General features: G+C 44.2%; 11 protein-coding genes. 4 read left to right on the forward strand and 7 right to left on the reverse strand.

Annotation, left to right across the window (positions count from 1 at the left end):
- Positions 1-72 precede the first annotated feature (72 nt).
- From BT_RS10690 to BT_RS10700, 3 genes are read left to right on the forward strand one after another with little or no spacing between them, the layout of a single operon-like run.
- On the forward strand, positions 73-3,201 hold the full coding sequence (locus BT_RS10690) for a GH92 family glycosyl hydrolase (protein ID WP_011108138.1): 3,129 nt from the start codon (positions 73-75) through the stop codon (positions 3,199-3,201).
- A 23-nt stretch (positions 3,202-3,224) separates the two neighbouring features.
- A complete protein-coding gene (locus BT_RS10695) occupies positions 3,225-4,262 on the forward strand; it encodes a glycoside hydrolase family 43 protein (protein WP_008766598.1) in 1,038 nt (345 codons plus the stop codon).
- Between the two features lie 43 nt (positions 4,263-4,305).
- Positions 4,306-7,731, forward strand: coding sequence for a glycoside hydrolase family 38 C-terminal domain-containing protein (locus BT_RS10700; RefSeq protein WP_008766599.1), 3,426 nt, complete (start codon positions 4,306-4,308; stop codon positions 7,729-7,731).
- Between the two features lie 118 nt (positions 7,732-7,849).
- Here the strand turns inward: BT_RS10700 and BT_RS10705 are convergent, their stop codons facing one another.
- From BT_RS10705 to BT_RS10725, 6 genes are all read right to left on the reverse strand, one after another.
- Positions 7,850-8,626: a hypothetical protein gene (locus tag BT_RS10705; RefSeq protein WP_011108139.1), complete on the reverse strand. Its 777-nt coding sequence runs from the start codon at positions 8,624-8,626 to the stop codon at positions 7,850-7,852.
- Positions 8,627-9,080: 454 nt separating this feature from the next.
- Complete coding sequence (locus tag BT_RS10710) at positions 9,081-9,632, reverse strand: GNAT family N-acetyltransferase (protein WP_008766601.1); 552 nt, start codon at positions 9,630-9,632, stop codon at positions 9,081-9,083.
- Between the two features lie 2 nt (positions 9,633-9,634).
- The gene (locus BT_RS24375; protein WP_008766602.1) at positions 9,635-9,787 is read right to left on the reverse strand and encodes a hypothetical protein; all 153 of its coding nucleotides are present in this window, start codon (positions 9,785-9,787) and stop codon (positions 9,635-9,637) included.
- Between the two features lie 334 nt (positions 9,788-10,121).
- Positions 10,122-11,489 carry a TolC family protein gene (locus BT_RS10715; RefSeq protein ID WP_008766603.1) on the reverse strand — a complete coding sequence of 456 codons (1,368 nt, stop codon included), beginning with the start codon at positions 11,487-11,489 and terminating at the stop codon, positions 10,122-10,124.
- Positions 11,486-14,626, reverse strand: coding sequence for an efflux RND transporter permease subunit (locus BT_RS10720; RefSeq protein ID WP_008766604.1), 3,141 nt, complete (start codon positions 14,624-14,626; stop codon positions 11,486-11,488). Before BT_RS10720 ends, BT_RS10715 begins: the two co-directional genes overlap by 4 nt.
- Positions 14,623-15,693, reverse strand: coding sequence for an efflux RND transporter periplasmic adaptor subunit (locus BT_RS10725; protein ID WP_008766605.1), 1,071 nt, complete (start codon positions 15,691-15,693; stop codon positions 14,623-14,625). Before BT_RS10725 ends, BT_RS10720 begins: the two co-directional genes overlap by 4 nt.
- A 181-nt stretch (positions 15,694-15,874) precedes the next feature.
- On the opposite strand from BT_RS10725, the gene BT_RS10730 reads away from it, so the two are divergent.
- Positions 15,875-16,741: an AraC family transcriptional regulator gene (locus BT_RS10730; protein WP_011108141.1), complete on the forward strand. Its 867-nt coding sequence runs from the start codon at positions 15,875-15,877 to the stop codon at positions 16,739-16,741.
- Here BT_RS10730 and BT_RS10735 read toward each other — a convergent pair.
- Positions 16,722-18,104, reverse strand: a complete 1,383-nt coding sequence (locus tag BT_RS10735; RefSeq protein ID WP_008766607.1) for an MATE family efflux transporter — start codon at positions 18,102-18,104, stop codon at positions 16,722-16,724. The two genes, BT_RS10730 and BT_RS10735, sit on opposite strands and share 20 nt — an antisense overlap.
- Positions 18,105-18,169: the final 65 nt, after the last annotated feature.

Below are 18,169 nucleotides of genomic sequence, written 5' to 3' on the forward strand. Positions count from 1 at the left end.
ACAAAAAAAGAATGATACATTCCTATGTAAAAAACAAATTTGTATCTTGAATCCAAAAGACCGAAAGTTAATATGAAAAGAATACCATTGAGTTTATTCACGTTTTTATTCCTCCTATCCGGATTATGTGCAGCACCTACCAAGACTGTCTGGCAAATCGGGGAGAAAAATCATAGTGCCAGTGAGTTGGCATTGTCCCCTGACAAATACAAAGAGTTTCTGGCAAATGATTTTGGTTGGGAGGACAGGTTTTATATCATTGGATTGTCTTCCCCTCAAAAAGATTTTCCTTATGTTCTGCCGGGACCTGCCGATCATTGGGGAGGAACAAGTTATACTGCCGGTATACGGACTCATGTTTTAAACATACTCTTTGGTATGAAGGAAGTCCCCGAAACGGACTCATGGAAATTAATCATAGACCTATTAGATACTCACCACGAACTTCCGGCACTATTTAAAATAACGATCAACGGAAAATCATGGAAATATGCCCTTCCCAAAGGAAGTGGAAAATCAATAGACGGTGACTATTCACAAATCAAACCGCATACGATCGAAATTCCTCTGAACTCCGGAGTGATCAGAAAAGGAAGCAACTCCATCGCGCTTACAAGTCTCGAAGGTTCATGGATTCTCTTCGATGATATCAGACTTATGGGGCCGGATAATGCCGAACTAAATGAAGTCAACAAATCCGTTTATCTTCGGGATGTTAAAGCTGCGGACTTTCAAACCACCAGTCCTGTAGCCCAACCACTATTAGTAGACATAGAACATCTTTCCGGGCATCCTCTCCTTGAAGTGAAAGTAGATGGAAAAAAGATACTGGAACAACGTTTGGAAAAAGGAAGATACATACTAGAAGCTCCGATGCCAGTTGTCAAGTCTCCCAAGACAAGCCATTACATCATATCCGCCGATGGTGCAATCTTAGATAAAGGAATGATCAGGCGCGCACCTCACAATACAATCACACTGGCCGATTACATCGATACACGAATGGGAACTGCGCACTCCCGTTGGATGATAGCACCAGGTACGTGGATGCCATTCAGCATGGTCAAATTAAGTCCGGACAATCAGGATAGCGGTTGGCAATCGGGATATGATCCTTCATTCGAGAGCATAGGTACGTTTAGCCACATACACGAATGGACCATGGCGGGTCTGGGCATCATGCCTGCCAACGGTCCTTTAAAAACGGAGATAGGCAGCCAGTCTTCCTTAGTCAAAGATGCCAATTCGTATCGTTCAGCCATCGACAAAACAAGTGAAGAAACGAAAGTCGGATATTATAAAGTAGACTTGACCGATTATCAAATCAAGGCGGAACTGACTGCCACCTCCCGGTGTGGTTTTCAGCGTTATACATATCCGCAAGATAAGGATGCCCGTGTCATGATCGACCTGAAAATCCCTAGTGAATACGATTACCAGATTGTTGAAGGAAGTGTAAAGCAAACAGGAGCACGACGGATCGAAGGATTCAGTAAGCAGCTATCCAAAAACGTATGGTCGGCGGATGCGGATCAGAACTATACAATCTATTTCGTGATTGAGTTCAATAAAGATATCAAGAAATTTGGAGGATGGCACGATCATACTTTATGGGAAACAGACACTATGACAGCCCACTACCCTCAACGATTCGGCTGTTATGCCGAATTTGATACTACCGATCATCCGGAAGTTATGGTACGTTCCGGAATATCTTATGTAGATATGGCAGGGGCTTCCAACAATCTTTCCAATGAGATAACGGAACCATTCGGGTGGAATTTTGAAGCTGTACACAAACATCAGTCGGATAGTTGGAATAATATTTTAAACAGGGTTCGGATATACAGCAACGATTATCGGGAAAAAGTAAGATTCTACACCAATTTATACCGTGCGTTCTGCCGGAATACTTTCAGTGATGCAGACCGCAGATGGGTGGATGCAGCAGGCAACATTCAAAAGCTGGACGACCCGGATGCTGTCGCTTTGGGATGCGATGCCTTCTGGAATACTTTTTGGAATCTGAATCAGGTATGGAATCTGATTGCTCCCGAGTGGTCATCCAGATGGGTAAAATCGCAGTTGGCTATGTATGACGCCAACGGATGGCTGGCAAAAGGTCCCAGCGGAATGAAATACATACCTGTCATGGTGGGCGAACATGAGATTCCCCTTTTAGTAAGTACTTACCAAATGGGAATACGGAATTACGATGCGGAAAAAATGTTCCGGGCAATCGTAAAGATGCAAACTACCCCAGCCCAACGTGTAGCCAATGGTTTTGCCGGCAACAGAGATCTGGAAACTTATCTGCAACATCAATATGTACCTGCCGACAAAGGACGTTTTTCTAACACATTAGAATACTCTTATGACGACTGGACAGTCTCTCAACTAGCAAAAGCACTGGGAAAAGAGGAATATTACCGAACATTCTCCAACAGAGGCAACTGGTGGAAAAACGCAATCAACCCGGCGACAGGTTATGCCCAAATGCGCTACAGCAATGGAGAATGGGAAAAGAACTTTGATCCGTTCAAATCAGGAGCTAACCATCATTATGTAGAGGGAAACGCCTGGCAACTTACTTTTTTTGTACCTCAGAACGTTCCCGCACTCACCGAAATTATCGGTAAAGAGCTCTTCATCGACCGGCTGTCATGGGGATTCAAAGCCAGTGAGCCATGGAGGTATAATGCCCCGGGAGACCAGTATTGGGACTTTCCAGTAGTACAAGGTAACCAGCAATCCATGCACTTCGCCTTTCTATTCAACTGGGCAGGCCAACCGTGGCAAACGCAACGGTGGAGCCGTTCCATTATCGACCGCTATTATGGCTTTGACACATCAAATGCCTATTTGGGAGACGAAGACCAAGGACAAATGAGCGCTTGGTTTGTCATGGCTGCATTGGGATTATTCCAGACGGACGGAGGTTGTAACGCAGAACCTGTTTATGAACTGGGGAGTCCTCTGTTTGAAAAAATAAAAATAGATTTGGGAAAACATTTCGGTAGAGGAAAGCAATTTATCATCAAAGCTAGCAATACTTCGCGGGAAAATAAGTACATCCAGTCCGCCAAACTAAACGGCAAGAAGTTGAACTCTTTCAAGTTTCCGGCAAAAGAACTGCTCAAAGGCGGCACATTGGAACTTGAAATGGGAGATCGTCCGAATAAAAATTGGGGAATCAAATAACATCATAAAAAAAATAGTAACAAATGAAAAAGATCTTACTCAGTCTTATCACAGCAGCCGTTTTATTATCATGTCAGTCATCACGTGACACATCACACAAGTATACAGCCATCACTCCGGGAGTAGAATGGCTCGACACCAACAACGAGAAAATAAATGCTCACGGAGGCGGTATATTATATCACGAGGGAATTTACTACTGGTATGGCGAATGTAAAAGTGATTCCACTTACTGGAATCCCAATGTTCCCGGTTGGGAATGTTATCGTACGGAAGCCGGTGGAGTAAATTGTTACTCTTCCAAGGACCTTCTCAACTGGAAATATGAAGGACTCGTTCTCCAACCGGAAATATCTGACACACAATCCGATCTCCATCCTTCCAAAGTGCTGGAGAGACCTAAAGTTATATACAATGACAAAACCAAGAAATTTGTAATGTGGCTGCACGTGGACAGTGACGACTACAATAAAGCTGCTGCCGGAGTCGCTGTTTCCGATTCACCGACTGGTGTTTTCACCTATCTGGGTTCGATGCACCCGAACGGGCAAATCAGCCGGGACATGACCCTATTCAAAGATGACGACGGCAAAGCTTATCATATCTACTCTTCCGAACAGAATTCTACATTATATATCAGTTTGCTGTCCGACGATTACCTGAAACCTTCCGGCACTTTCACACGCAATTTCGCAGGTAAATTCCGGGAAGCCCCTGCTGTGTTCAAACACAACGGACTATACTACGTCATCAGTTCGGGATGTACCGGCTGGAGTCCCAATGAAGCGGAATATGCAGTGGCTACCCAAATTTTAGGACCATGGACCGTAAAAGGAAATCCTTGTGTAGGAAAAGATGCCGACAAAACCTTCTATGGACAAAGTACCCATGTACTGCCGATTCAAGGAAAGAAAGACGCATACATAGCCATGTTTGACAAATGGAATAAAACAGACCTAATTCACTCAACCTATATCTGGTTGCCTATACAGTTCCGTGAAGACGGAAGCATGGCTATTCAATGGCTGGATAGCTGGTCACCTGATACATACGAATTCTAATTAAGATATAGCAACGGCATATCATTTTCTAAAAGGAACTCACATGAGAAAGATAAAAATTAAAGAAATCGTTTGTATCATCGGATTGTTGGGAACTCTCACAGCTCATTCTCAAAATACAGTCTGGCAAATAGGAAACAAAGATAAATCCGCCAAAGAGTTCAAGTTCTATAAAAACGATTATCGGAACTACATCAATGATGTTTATCTATACGAAGTAGGGAGAAATCATTCTGCTGATTTTCCTTACTTTCTGCCGGGGCCTAGTGATGCCTGGGCAGGTGGCATATCAGGGCAGGCTGTTATTGGCTTTTCATTGGCCGAAGCTCCTTCTCCGACAACCCAAATACAACTACGACTTCTATTTGCAGAAACTCATCCTTCCTCACCTCCCCGACTGGAGGTGAGGCTCAACAGCTTCGAGAAATCCATCCAAACACCCAAAGGCACAAACCCTGAATATCTGGACACAAAAGAAACAACTTCAAAAGAGTTATCCGTCACGCTTGACATTCCGGCTGATGAGTTCAGAGCAGGAAACAACACACTCACGATCCGAAATATATCAGGCAGTTGGGTAGCATTCGACCAGATAAAGCTGACATCTGACTCTCCTCTGCAAACAAACAATCTTACGACCAAAGCCAGTCTCGTATCTTCCGCCTTCTCTCCTGTATTGGTGGTCGGAAAGAAAAAAGAACTGAGACAGCCGGTCAAAATAAAAGCAGTCAACTGGCATCATAAAAAGAGACCGGTGGAACTGCAAGTCGGTAATTTCCCACCGGAAAGATACGTATTGTCCCCCGGAATAAATAACATTGAGACATCCATTCCGGAAGTCACCGCTCCATGTGAGTTACCGATCATACTGAAAGAACAAGGAAAAACCGTCAGCAAAATCAATGAAAAGGCAACTCCTGTCAAGAAATGGACGGTATATCTCGTTCAGCATACTCACACAGATATAGGCTACACCAAACCTCAAACCGAAATCCTGTCGGAACATCTCCGGTATATAGATTATGCCATTGAATACTGCGAACAAACAAAAGACTACACAAATGATGCGAAGTTCAGATGGACCTGCGAATCGGCATGGGCTGTAGACGAGTATTTGAAAAACAGACCGGAAGAACAAGTGAACAAACTAAAAAAATACATTGCCGAAGGACAAATAGAAGTTGCTTCCATGTATTTCAATATGTCGGAGATTGTAGACGAAAACTCTTTCAAGACTTTCCTTCAGCCTGTCAAAGAATTCAGAAAACATGGAATTCCCTCTGCGCTGGCCATGCAGAATGACGTCAACGGAATTGCATGGTGTCTGGCAGATTATCTGCCGGACCTCGGGATAAAATACCTGTGGATGGGAGAACACCATTACAAATCGCAGGTTCCGTTTAATATGCCGACTGTCTTCCAATGGGAATCTCCGTCAGGTAAACCGATCCTGACTTACCGTGCCGACCATTATAATACTGGCAATTTCTGGGGAATAGAGCAGGGAGACATTCAAAAGACAGAACCGAAGTTACTACATTATTTATCAGAACTGGAGCGTAAGCATTATCCGTTTGATGCAGTAGGCGTACAATACTCCGGTTATTTCACGGATAATTCACCGCCCTCCATCATTGAATGCAAACTCATCAGAGAATGGAATGAAAAGTACGCATATCCTAAGCTACGAAGTGCCACTGCATCCGAATTTATGGATTATGTAACGGAGCGATACGGGGATAAAATTCCCGCATACAGAGCCGCATATCCAGACTGGTGGACAGACGGTTTCGGTTCTGCCGCAAGAGAAACAGCAGCTTCACGCAAAACTCATTCGGATATGACAGCGGTAGAAGGGCTACTGTCTATGGCTGTATTAAAAGACAAATGCCTGCCACAGGCCACTCATCAACAAATAGAGCACATACATGAAAGCCTGCTATTCTATGATGAACACACGTTCGGAGCATCCGAAAGCGTCAGTGATCCGTTGTGCGAAAACAGTCAGGTGCAATGGGGAGAAAAGTCAGCCTATGCATGGGAAGCAGTCAAAAGAACACAAATGCTGTATGAAACCTCCGTCGGTTTACTTCAAGGAGACCTCCGCAGAGGCAAGAACCCGACCCTTACGATTTTCAATACGTTGAACTGGAAACGTTCGGAGATGCTGACTGTATATATTGATTTTGAAGTGATCCCCCGAAACCAATTCTTCGAAATAACAGACTTTCAAGGACATTCGTTGAAAGTTCAACCGATCCGTTATCGCAGAGAAGGGTGCTACTATGCAATTTTCGCAGAGGATATTCCGCCTATGGGATACAAGACGTTTGAAATTGTCTTCAAACAACCGTCTACTGATACAGGAACTATTACAATAAACAATGCCAGTATCGAAAATCATTTCTACAAACTACAACTCAACCCGGACAAAGGAACGATCCAAAGTTTGTATGATAAAGAATTGAATTGTGAACTGGTCGATAGTTCGTCTCCATGGGAACTGGGTGCTTTTATCTATGAGAAATTAGGTAATCGTGACCAATTGGCCCAATATCGCCTGGATGATTACAACAGAACAGGATTGAGTGAGTGCCGGATCATCGACAGTTCGAATGGACCTATTTATCAACGTATCCTGTTGCAGGGAAAATCTCCGGGAACAGACGAAGCATTCGGGGTCAATCTGGAAATTAAATTATATCATGATACCAAACGAATAGAACTGGAGTACGCAATCAAGCGTCTGCCGGAAACGGATCCCTCAGGGATATACGTTGCTTTTCCCTTCCAACTGCCCGAAGGAAAACTGGCATTCGACGTTCAGGGCGGAACAGTTATATCTGGCAAGAATCAACTGGAAGGGACATCTACAGACTGGAATACTGTTCAAAACTTTGTATCGGTACAAAATAATCAGGCGCAAATTATTATAGGAAGCAGCCTCATCCCCCTCTATCAACTAGGAGACATAAATCTCGGTAAATTTCAATATCAGAAACAATACGAAAGGCCTCATGTCTACTCGTGGGTGATGAATAATTACTGGAATACCAACTTCAAAGCTTCCCAAGAAGGAGAGTTCCGTTGGAGTTACCATCTGACCTCTTCCGTTGACCCATCTAACAACCTTGCTACCAAGTTTGGCTGGAGCTCACGTATTCCTCTATATGCCCGGGTAATGCCGACAGGAACAGAGAATCATAAACCCACAGAGTACTCAGCCTTCCATTTTGAGAAAGACAATTTCCTGATGACTTCATGTACCCCCTCTAAAGAAGAAGGTTATATACTACTGAACATTAGAGAGATAGATGGAAAGAGAACCAACCTCAGGATTTTAAATGAAGACGGGCAAACCATCCCCTTCACAATAGTAAACGCTATTGAAGAGAAATTGGAAAATGAAACGTCAGAGCATATATTTGAGGGGTACCAGAATAAATTTATAAAGATAAAACGTTTTTAATCAAAAGAATCAAATGCGTAGTCTACCCTAAAAAACGGAAGAATCATCACCACAAAGAGACGAGGAGATGTCAAAAGTCAGTAGCAACTCTCCTAATACTATTGACTTTTGCCCCTCATCATCTGTCAGAACGACCGGAAAGTATCTGCTCCAAACTTTCATCGACCACTCCCGCCAACTGAAGATTGGACAGCAAGCGGTCATAAGAAATCCTCCCTACTCCTTCCATTTTCAGCAGCCATCTCCATCCCTTTCCCGATACTAATTCCAGCAGTTGCCCTACCGTCCGGATTTCTTCTTTATACAAGACATTAGTCAGCCTCGTATCGGCCACTTTGCCGACAGACAATTGGAGTACCCTTTCTTCCTGATTCAAATTTATATTCTTGCTTTTATCCGCCAAAGACTGAAAACGGGCATCTATGATATGTTTCCGATAAGTAGCCAACACATTCTTTCTCACTTTCAGTCCTCTGAGATGAGAATTATAAATCTGTAACGCCCTGTCATAAGTAATTCGATGCCGACCGGCAACTTTCTCTATTGACTCCCCCATAGAGATGGAGTAGAAAATATCACGGGCTCCGGGATGAACAATCAATTGGGAAAGTTCACGAATAATAATTTCATATAGAGGTTTACACGTTTTCTGTGTTCGCAATACATATAGCAGATCATCATATCTGGAAATAATAAAGTCGCGTTCCAGCTTTTTCTCTTCCACAATCTTTGCCAGATAATCCGCTTGCAATCCAAGCCTTTTGTGAGCTTCGAGATAGGCAGTCAGACTTTCGTCATCCAAGAACAGTTGGTTGCCCATCCGGCAACTGGTAATGTAACCGAGATTCGCCCAGTTTCGCAGAGTTGCTTCCTGAACGCCATGTCTTTCAGACATTTGTTTTGTTGTGAGCCAATAGGACATAAAAAAACGGAACTAAGTTAATACTCTTACCTAGTTCCGTACCTTTTATATTATAAAAGAGTACGGAGCTGTCACATCCCGCTAATAGGAGGTAGTAACGGCTACCTGATGTATACGGGCAGACAGCCCGTACCCTATGAGAAGTCATAGAAGTACAGGCGTCTTCCCGGCATACATCAAAAAAATCCGTTACAATTTCCTATTAGCCGAGGAAACGCGCAATCGCACACCTTTAAACGGTATGCTACGTTCCGATGACAAAGTTACAAATAGTTTTCGGAAAATAACAAAAGAGGCTAATAAATGTTTGGGGAAAATTAGAAACAAAGCAATCGTCACTATTATATAAATTCAAAAGACTATGTTGTAACAATTAACATTACCAATCCATCATTTTATATTATATAAAAGTAGAACAGAATCTGAATTATTTCACAATATCATTCAGATCAAAGTAGAGCAAACGTGTAGCAGAATCCACATCTTCATCATTCAATGGGACAAAACCGTTTTTCATATAAAAAGGCACAGCAGCCGCATACGCATCAACAGTTAAAAAACGGCAACCTGTTTTATTCTCAATAATAAAATAACTTTTAATAAAATTCAATAGGAATGAGCCTATTGATTGACCTTTTACAGACAAGTCAACACCCAAACGACAAATCTTTGCAGCAGGATAGCTTTTTAAACGCTTCTCATTCACAAACCGATGTTTGCGGAAACGATTGAATTCAGTTTTATTTTCAAAATCAGACAAAGAGATCCTGTCATTGGCAAGACTGAAATAAGCAACCGATCGCTGATTAACTTTATTCTCAAGTACATAACTGACAGCCAGCAAAGCTTCCCGATACAGGAAAGATTCATTCAAAATAAAATCGTTCAAGTCGGTATCTCCGCAATCGAACGATTCTATTTTTTCTGAGGTATCTAGTTTACGCATCTCATACGTTGTCTCTATTAACTGACGATCCATATCTATTTTTTAAATATTTTCATTGCCAGTTCGTAGTCTTTCAATCTTTTTGCCCGCTGCTCGGAGGTCTCCCTGCGTTTTTCTTTCATCCGCTCTTCAAACCGCCGTGCATCTTCTCCGAAAAGTATCGGAGTTTCTTTAATCGGTCTTGCCATACTCACCTATCTCCTTTCTTCATTTAATACGCTACAAAAGTAACCTAATAAATCGGGAAGTGCAAGTAACCAGGAATTTATCTTCGAGACATATATGTCTCAAATACACTCACTATATCTTCTCTATATTTCTTTATATCAAAAAGAGATTGCCGCTATCTTCATAAAACACGGAATAAAATACGAACCGACCTTCGATATATACATCGAGAAATACGATTGGTAGAAGCAGAATTATTCTCACCCCTTTGAGAAAATATTCTCATAGGCATGAGTATTTTTTCTCACTGTGGTGAGAATTTTTTCTCAAGGCGATGAGAATAGTTTGAGAACTTTATTGCAGTTGCCCCGCCGCTTTCAAGTAAGCCACATAGTTTACATACAACTGAAAATGGGCATCCACTTTCGTCTGATACGCCTGTTGCCACATAACTTGCGCTTCCAGATAATCCGAAAGAGTTTCCAATCCCACCTCATACTGTTTGCCGCTGACTTTCATATTCTCTTCCGCCTGTTCCAGCGAACGTTCTGAAAGCTCGCATTCCAGTCGGGCCTCATCCAAATTATTAGTGGCCTGCGTCAATTCAAGCAACATCTTTTCATTGGCATTTTCCTGTTCAAGACGAGTCTGTTCCAGTTTTACCTTGGCAGAGCGCACCTTATTCATACGTTCGCCAAAATGAAACAGAGGTACTGAAACATTCAGAAAGACGGAGAATGATCCTTTTTTCATCAAAGTTTCGTCATTGATTTCCAATCCATGGAAATAGTCATAACTTCCCTTCACTCCCACACGTGGCAGCAGTTCACTCCGATTCAGCTTTACCTGCTGCTCGGCCATGGCGATCTGTTTATTCAAAATACCATATTCGGGACGGGCACTGATATCGGCAACCTGTGTCTTCCACTCTTGCTCCACTTCCGGAAATTCATCCGAGATATCAATCCCCGCTGTCAGAGGCCGACCGATATAATGGCAAAGATTCATGCCGGCAAGACGGAGCGCATTATCCGCCTTGCGCAATGCCAGCTCACTCTCATTAAGTTTCACTTGTACCTTCAACACATCATTCTGAGGTTTCATGCCATGCTGGTGGGCACTCTTCACATTCCGAAACAGCTCATTGAGCAACACATGATATTTCTCCGCTACTTTCTTCATTTCTTTGGCTTTCACTAGTTGCACATAAGCCTTGTCTGTATTCAGAATCACTCCGGATGCAGTCAGTTCCTCATTCAGATGTGCCATTTCCTTGCCGAGCAATGACATTTTATAGGCGGCGCGAATCTTTCCGCCCATATAAAGCGGTTGTTCCACTTGTACTCCGCCTGTATAGACGGTCCCGACTTTATAGTCCAGATTCAATCCGGGGAAATAAGCGTAACCGCTTGTTGCCAACTCTCCAGTAACGGGATCGGGCAGGAATACCGGCAGATTTCCTCCCCGAATGCCCAAGCTGCCGTCTGCCGTACTATACAGTCCGGTTCCGCTTGCTGTAAAATTGGGGAAGAAGTTAGCTTTATAGCTGAGAGACAGCAGCCGGGCTGCCTCCGTCTGTTTATCGGCAGCAGCCATTTCCTTGTTATATTTTAGAGCCATTTCACGGCATTGTTTCAGGCTGAGCTTCTCTTGTGCCGAAACAGAAAGAGAAGCCGCCATTCCAAACAAAACACTAACAGCTACGAGAAATTCTTTTTTCATTTGTCTGTCTTTTTGATATGAAAGAATAATGCATACAGAATCGGGATAAAGAGCAACGTGATGAGCGTGCCAAACAGCAATCCTCCCATGATAGAAGCTGCCAACGAACCGAACATAGCATCGGGCAACAGCGGAATCATTCCAAGAATAGTGGTCAGCGAAGCCATCATCACCGGACGGAGACGACTCTGGGAGCTATCGATCAACGCAGTGACCGGTTCTACTCCCTGGCTGATCTGCAACGTAATTTCATCCATCAGCACAATTCCGTTCTTTATAATCATACCGATCAATCCCAATGTGCCGACAATCGCCACAAAATTGAATGTCTTCCCGGTCAGCAACATCACGGCGACTACACCGACAAAAACCAACGGTATGCAGCAGAAAATGATAATCGGCTTACGATAGTCTTTAAACAGCATAATCAGTATCGAGATCATCAGAATAATGGCAAACGGGAAGTTCTTGAACAAATACTGCATAGATTTCGTACTGGCATTCCTTTCACCCTGCCATTGCAGTTTATAACCGTCGGGCAATGGGATCTGCTCTATCTGTGCGGCAATGGACTGGCGTGCCTTCTCTGTTTCTATTCCCGGAACAGGCGAACACTGTACACGCTGGCTACGCTGCCCGTTATAGCGGGGGACGACGGGATCTTCCCACTGTACATCGATCCGCTTGCTGATCTGTTTCAACGGAGTAGTTCCCATCAAGGTTTCTACCAGTTCGTCTTTCGAAAGCGTTCCCGTTTTCAGTTTCATCATCATCTCCTGCGTCAACAAGCCATTCAAAGAAGGAAGAGAAGAAAATATTTGTGTGTTATCCAAATCCTCAATCGGTCTTCCCTGTTCGTCAAGGCAGCGCAGATAGATATTGTCCCGATGGATTCCTTCGTGGAAAGAACCGATGGGAATGCCACTGGTGGCCGAAAGCAACGAGAGGCTTACATCATTACGGCTCAGTCCGATAGCGCGGGCAGTCGGCTGGTCATATTCAATGGTCAGCACGGGAATCTGCGGCTCCCAGTCCGTAGTTATCAGATATACATCCGGACAGCTTTCCATAATGCTGCGGGCACTGTCTGCCAATTGATGCAAAACAACCGGGTCCGGCCCCGTAAACTGTGCCTCGATCGGATATTTCTTGAACATCAGGTTATAGCGGTTCAGTTTCACGTAGGCATCGGGGTAACGAGACGAAAGATATTGCTGAATCTCGGGCATATTATCCACCAATGCATCGGGAGAAGTAAAGTCTATAATCAATTCACCGTATGCCAAAGAAGGATTGGCTATGTTACGCACCAAATTATAACGACCGGGGGTACCACCGACGGAAGCTGTGACATGGGTCACTTCCGGACGAGTTTTCAGATAGGCTTCAATCTCTTCCAAGTCACGTGTGACACGGGTATAATTTGTTCCTTCCGGCAATTTATATTCCATATAAAGCTGATCGTACACCATATCCGGAAAGAAACCCTGTTTCATGAACCGATAGCTGAAAGCTGAAAGAGCAACCAACGCTACCATCGCAAAGACAAAACTCCAGCGATGAGCCAGACTAAACCGCAGCAAGGAACGTAGGACGGCATAAATCTTTCCTTCATACACCCGTTTTCCGGTAGTTGACGCTTCTTTCGAAACTTCGGGATGCAAAATTCGGTTGGCCATCAACGGTACGTGCACCAGAGCCAGTACCCAGCTAAGCAGTAACGAAACCGCCAGCACGATAAATAAGTCGCGCGTATACACCCCTGCAGTATCGGGAGACATGAAGATAGGCAGGAAAGCAATGATAGCAATCAAAGTGGCTCCGAGCAAAGGCATCGCAGTCTGCCGCCCGATAGCGGTCATTGCCTCCATACGGCTCTTGCCGGCTTTCAGATCGACCAGTATACCGTCAATAATAACAATCGCATTATCAACCAGCATCCCCATAGCAAGCACAAATGACGCCAGCGAAACCCGTTGCATCGTGCCATCCACAAAATACAGGAACAGAAAGGAGCCGAACACCGTTACCACCAGACTGATTCCGATAATAACTCCACTCTTGAATCCCATCGTTATCATCAGAATGACAACTACGATAATGACCGATTCGATCAGATTAAGAATGAATGTTCCCAACGAACCGGATACACGTTCCGGCTGGTAGAATACTTTATGACACTCCACTCCTGTCGGAAGCCGCTCCGCTTTCAATTCGTCCAGTTTCTGTTCTACCCGTTTGCCAATCTTGATGATATCCGAACCGGAAGAAGCCGCAATCAGTATTCCCATGGCACGCTGCCGGTCATAAAAGAGTTCATTGCGGGTAGGATTCTCATAATCTTTCTCAATTCGGGCGATGTCACTCAAACGTAACTGGTCATCATCGTGCCCCTGAATCAGCATACGTCCGATATCTTCTACCGTCTTGAACTTGTCACTCACCGTTACCCGAATACGATTATCGCCATTATCGTAGTATCCGGTATAAGTGGTTTTATTCTGTCCGTTCAAGGTAGCGAGAACTTCGGCAGGTTTCACGCCCAGATTCGCCATCCGGTCCTGCAGTAAAGAGATGTTGATGCATTCCTCACGCTTTCCATACAAGTCAACCCGTTCCACTCCGTCCAGTTCGCTGACTTCCCGCTTTATCAGTTCGGCATAATCAGACAGTTCCCTGTCCTGCAATCCGTCTCCTGTCAGCGCATAAAACATACCGTACACATTTCCGAAATCATCTTTCACAAGGGGAGTAGCAGCGCCTTCGGGAAGTTCCGCCTGTGCATTCGCTACCTTACGCCGCAACAAATCCCAGCATTGTTCCACATCTGCCTCCTTGACGGTCGTTTTCAGTTCCACCTGAATCAGGGAGAGATCATTGTAAGAATAACTTTCTACATTATCTATATTCCCCATTGTACGGATATTCTTTTCAAGTACATCCGTCACTTCCAGTTCCACCTGATGTGCGGACGCTCCGGGATAGGTAGTCACTACCATGGCGACTTTCACCGTTACTTCCGGGTCTTCCAACTTACTCATTTCATAGCTGGAATAAGCTCCTCCGACTATCAGCACCGCAATCAAGAAGTAAATTAACTTCTTATTTTCAAATGCCCATTTACTTATATCGATCATAGCAATCCTCCCACATTGGTTTTAGAAGCAGGCAAAAGGGGTTCTACCTGTTCCCCGTCTTTCACATGATGTACTCCCGAAGCAACAATCAAGTCACCGGGCTTCAAGCCCTCCGCAGTCACCAGGCACCTGCCGCTGCCCAGCAGACGGGTGACTGTCACATCACAACGACGGATGGTCCGGCTGGAAGCATCATAAAGGAAAACACTCGCCATCCCCTTATCACGAAGAACCGCACCCGTAGGAACGGACAGATGACGCACTTCCCCTTCGGTACATTCTATAGTGACCATTGTATTCATTCCGGGGGAAGGAAGCGCCTGCGCTTCACCTTTCTTCAACTGCAAACGCATCGTATACAGTTGATTGGCATTCGCTTTAGGGGTGACATTTATCAGATCGAGCGCATACTCCTGACCGGGATAAATGTCGAACGTACAAGTGTAACCGGTGAACTGTTGGCGACGGATATATTCTACTGCCGGAAGATTAATTTCCACCTCCGGTGTCCCCTCGCTGATAATGGAGACAACGGGCATACCGGCCGCAATAGTCTCATGGGAATCAAAAAGACGTTTCTGTACATATCCGCTGAAAGGAGCATACAAACGGGTATATTCCAGCTGATCTTTCGCATGATTGTACTTGGCGGTTATCTGTTTCAACCCGTACATCGCTTTATCATTGGCGTCGGGAGTCGTTACATTCTCCTTATAAAGTGCCATCACACGCTCCGCCTCCGCCTTCACACTTTGATACTCCGCTTCCGCAGCATCCAGCTGAATCTGATAATCAGCAGGGTCCAGTTCGGCAAGCAGCTGTCCTTTGCGCACATACGTTCCGTCGTTGACGTACATACGCAATATAGTTCCGCTTACACGGAATGATAAACTTATATCCTGCGCCGCCTTCACCCGTCCGGGAAATTGCAAAGCCGTCTGTCCACCGGCAGAAAGTACAGTATCAATCTTCACTGTAGGTTTGCTATCTGTAATCTGTGTACGTTGGCTGCAAGATGCCAACAAAACGACTAAAATTCCTGTTAATAAAAAGTTGAATCGTTTCATATTTTCATTTGTTATTTAGTTCATGCAAAAGTATCCCAAGCAGATAAAAGTAAAAAGGTTGATTTAAGCTATAAATTGTCCGATTTGCAGTTTTTTCAACTTAAAATCCTCAAATACTTTGCTATTTGTATTTATTTATACGTTTCTTTGCAACAGAAACCACCCCAAAAGAAAAGAGGAAATGGAACAACAGATACCTTTTAGTTATGTTATAATATCTCCGGAGAATGCTACGGAAAAAGAAGGCTATATGATATCTACCATAGACAAGTGTGGTTTCTTTTTTTGCCAGAAAGGAGAAGTGGAAGTTGCCCTGAATGACAAGTCGTATTTAATAAGTAAAGGAAGTGTCTGCATTTATATGACAGGCAGTCTCTTGCGCATCCAGCGTATCAGCAAGGATATAAAAGGGATTATGCTGGAGGTGGATTTGAATTATATTATTCCGATCGTTAATAAGATAGTCAATTCAGAAAACCTGCTCTATCTACGGGAAAATCCCTGTTTCTCAATTACAGAATATCAATACAACTATCTGGAACAATTAATCAAAGCCCTACAACAGCGAATGGATATAAAAGCACATGACATCCCGCTGCAAAGACAGCACCTGATATCCGAGCTCATCAAATCATGGGGGCAAACCTTATGCTATGAATTGCTGAACGTTTATTTTACCAACCAGCCTCTCAAACCTTTATCGCAAGACAAAAAGGATAAAATCTTTCAGAACTTCGTCATTACCCTCTTCCGCTATTATCAGCAGGAACGGGACGTTACCTTCTATGCCAGTAAACAGTACCTTTCTTCCCGGTACTTTTCTGCTGTCATTAAAGAAAAATCCGGTAGTACCGCCCTGCAATGGATTGTACAAATGGTAATTACCGAAGCCAAACAACTGCTCGAAAACTCCGATCTCACCATCAAGGAAATTGCAACAAAGCTGAATTTCCCGACTCAGTCTTTCTTCGGTAAGTATTTCAAGCAATACGTAGGTGTCTCTCCGAAAGAGTATCGGAATAAACAGATCAGGCAGTTGCCTTTCTGAACTGACGGAACTGCCACCAAAGCATCCCTCCTGCAATCAGACTGGCTATCAAATCAGAGATAGGCATACTGATCCACACGCCGAGCTGCCCGTAAAACCGGGGAAGAATCAACAGGCAAGGAATCAGTACAAGCACCTGACGGGAAATAGAGAGAAAGATAGCCTTGCTCGCCATACCGATACTCTGGAAGAAGTTGGAAGTCACCATCTGAAAACCGACAATCGGGAAAAACATCACAACAATCCGTAAGCCCTTTGCCGAGATATTCACCAATTCTTCGTGCGTCGTAAAGATAGAAACAGCCAGTTGCGGAATAAACATTCCCATCAGAAAACCGATGGTTGTAACAATGGTCGCGGCATAAATCGTTATTTTCAGCACTTGCGTCACGCGCGGATACTGTTTGGCGCCGAAGTTATAGCCGGCAATGGGCTGCATTCCCTGATTCAAACCCATCACAATCATAACGAAGAGGAATACCAGACGGTTGACAATGCCGAAAGCTCCGATAGCCAGATCCCCTCCGTGCTGTTTCAGCCCCTTATTAATAAGGATGACGATAAAGCAGGCGGCAAGATTCATCAGAAAGGGAGCCATACCAATGGCCAGAGAATCAAAAACAATCTTCTTTTTCAGTCGGAAAATGCCTTTATGAAAATGCAGGAGTTCGTCCTTATTACTAAACAGCTTGAACTGCCAGAGAAGTGCGATGACCTGTGCGGTAATCGTAGCGATAGCCGCACCCTGTATTCCCCAGCCAAAGCCGTAAATAAAAATAGGATCGAGTATCGTATTAATGACCACGGTAGCAATCGTAGCATACATCGCCTTCTGTGGATGCCCTGCGGAACGAAGTACCGCATTCAGGCCCAGGTAAAGATGGGTGATGACATTTCCCCAGAGGATAACCACCATATAGTCGCGGGCATAGCCGACAGTCGCCTCACTTCCCCCGAAGAAGTAAAGAATCGGATCGAGGAAGATCAGGGTAAGAACCGTAAAAGCCAGTCCGATGATAATATTTAATACCAGCACATTGCCAAGTACCCGTTGTGCCGTATCATAATCTTTCTGTCCCAGCTTCACCGATACCAGTGTAGCCGCTCCCACACCTACCAGCGAACCGAAAGCCGCTGCAAGGTTCATCAGCGGAAACGTAAGTGCCAGCCCCGAAATAGCCATTGCCCCCACCCCGTGACCGATGAAAATACTATCTACCATATTATAAAGAGAAGATGCCGTCATGGCGATAATTGCCGGAATGGCGTACTGCATTAAAAGCTTCCCGATCTTTTCCGTACCCAGCGCAGTGGGTGTCTTTTGTCCTGTCATACCTATTGTTTTGAGGGCGCAAAGATACAAAAAAGAGACGGATTACAGGATATATGAGAAAAGTTTCGTATTTTTGCCTCCAAAATTGAGTTAAT

It is taken from the genome of Bacteroides thetaiotaomicron VPI-5482, assembly GCF_000011065.1.
Classification (GTDB): Bacteria; Bacteroidota; Bacteroidia; order Bacteroidales; family Bacteroidaceae; genus Bacteroides; species Bacteroides thetaiotaomicron.

Coding starts and splice junctions, on each gene's coding strand:
- BT_RS10690 (WP_011108138.1), top strand. CDS start 73: ATGAAAAGAATACCATTGAGTTTATTCACGTTTTTATTCCTCCTATCC.
- BT_RS10695 (WP_008766598.1), top strand. CDS start 3,225: ATGAAAAAGATCTTACTCAGTCTTATCACAGCAGCCGTTTTATTATCA.
- BT_RS10700 (WP_008766599.1), top strand. CDS start 4,306: ATGAGAAAGATAAAAATTAAAGAAATCGTTTGTATCATCGGATTGTTG.
- BT_RS10705 (WP_011108139.1), bottom strand. CDS start 8,626: ATGTCTGAAAGACATGGCGTTCAGGAAGCAACTCTGCGAAACTGGGCG.
- BT_RS10710 (WP_008766601.1), bottom strand. CDS start 9,632: ATGGATCGTCAGTTAATAGAGACAACGTATGAGATGCGTAAACTAGAT.
- BT_RS24375 (WP_008766602.1), bottom strand. CDS start 9,787: ATGGCAAGACCGATTAAAGAAACTCCGATACTTTTCGGAGAAGATGCA.
- BT_RS10715 (WP_008766603.1), bottom strand. CDS start 11,489: ATGAAAAAAGAATTTCTCGTAGCTGTTAGTGTTTTGTTTGGAATGGCG.
- BT_RS10720 (WP_008766604.1), bottom strand. CDS start 14,626: ATGATCGATATAAGTAAATGGGCATTTGAAAATAAGAAGTTAATTTAC.
- BT_RS10725 (WP_008766605.1), bottom strand. CDS start 15,693: ATGAAACGATTCAACTTTTTATTAACAGGAATTTTAGTCGTTTTGTTG.
- BT_RS10730 (WP_011108141.1), top strand. CDS start 15,875: ATGGAACAACAGATACCTTTTAGTTATGTTATAATATCTCCGGAGAAT.